A 924-nucleotide genomic window follows, 5' to 3' on the forward strand; every position below is an offset into this window, starting at 1 on the left:
TCAGTGGCGTGACATAGGGTTTTCGCGTGGAGCCCGATCTGTTCACCGCCGCTGCCCGACCCGCACGCCACCCCGGCCGATCCCGGCCTCGGCGCGTGGGCCCGGCTGCGGCTCACCGAGCGGGTGACCTGGCGGGAGTTGGCGTACACGGGGCTCCTCGGTTTCGTGCTGTGGCCGCTGGACGCGGCCGTGCTGTTGGGGGCACTGGGCCTGCCCGGCGCGATGATCGGGGCGCCCCTGCACCTGGCGACGGCGAGCGGTTCCGGCGGCGACGCACGGATCGCCAAGCTCTGGCTGATCGACTCCTACGGCCAGGCCCTGCTGTGCACGGCCATCGGCGTCGTCCTCCTCCTCGCGCTGCTGTGGCCCCTGGTCCAGTACGCACGGGCCCGCGCCGCGCTCGCCCGGCTGCTGCTCGCGCCGAGCCAGGCGGAGGCGGAACGGCGGCTGGGCGAGGTGACGCGCTCACGGGCCCGGCTGGTGGCGGCCTTCGAGGCGGAGCGGCGCCGGATCGAGCGCGATCTGCACGACGGGGCCCAGCAGCGGCTCGTGTCCCTGAGCATGACCCTGGGCCTGGCCCGGCTCGACGCCCCGCCCGAACTCGCCGACCGGCTGGCCGCCGCCCACCAGGAGGCCGATCAAGTCCTCGGCGAACTGCGGGAGTTGATCCACGGCATCCACCCCCAGGTCCTCGCCGACTACGGCCTCCCGGACGCCCTCGCCGACGCCGCCGACCGTTCCGCCGTCCCCGTGGAACTGGACGTCGACCTCCCGCGGTTCGCCGACTCCGTCGAGTCCGCCGCGTACTTCGCGGTCCGGGAGGCGCTCGCCAACATCGGCAGGCACAGCGGGGCGGAACGCGCGTGGATCGGCGGGCGGTACGAGGGCGGGCGGCTGCGGGTGGAGGTGCGGGACGACGGGGCG

General features: G+C 75.0%; 1 pseudogene. It reads left to right on the plus strand.

The window, feature by feature from the left end:
* Nucleotides 1-42: 42 nt before the first annotated feature.
* Nucleotides 43-924, plus strand: a pseudogene (locus AWZ10_RS17160) (sensor histidine kinase); the annotation flags it as partial.

Source organism: Streptomyces europaeiscabiei (genome assembly GCF_001550375.1).
Lineage (GTDB): Bacteria > Actinomycetota > Actinomycetes > Streptomycetales > Streptomycetaceae > Streptomyces > Streptomyces europaeiscabiei.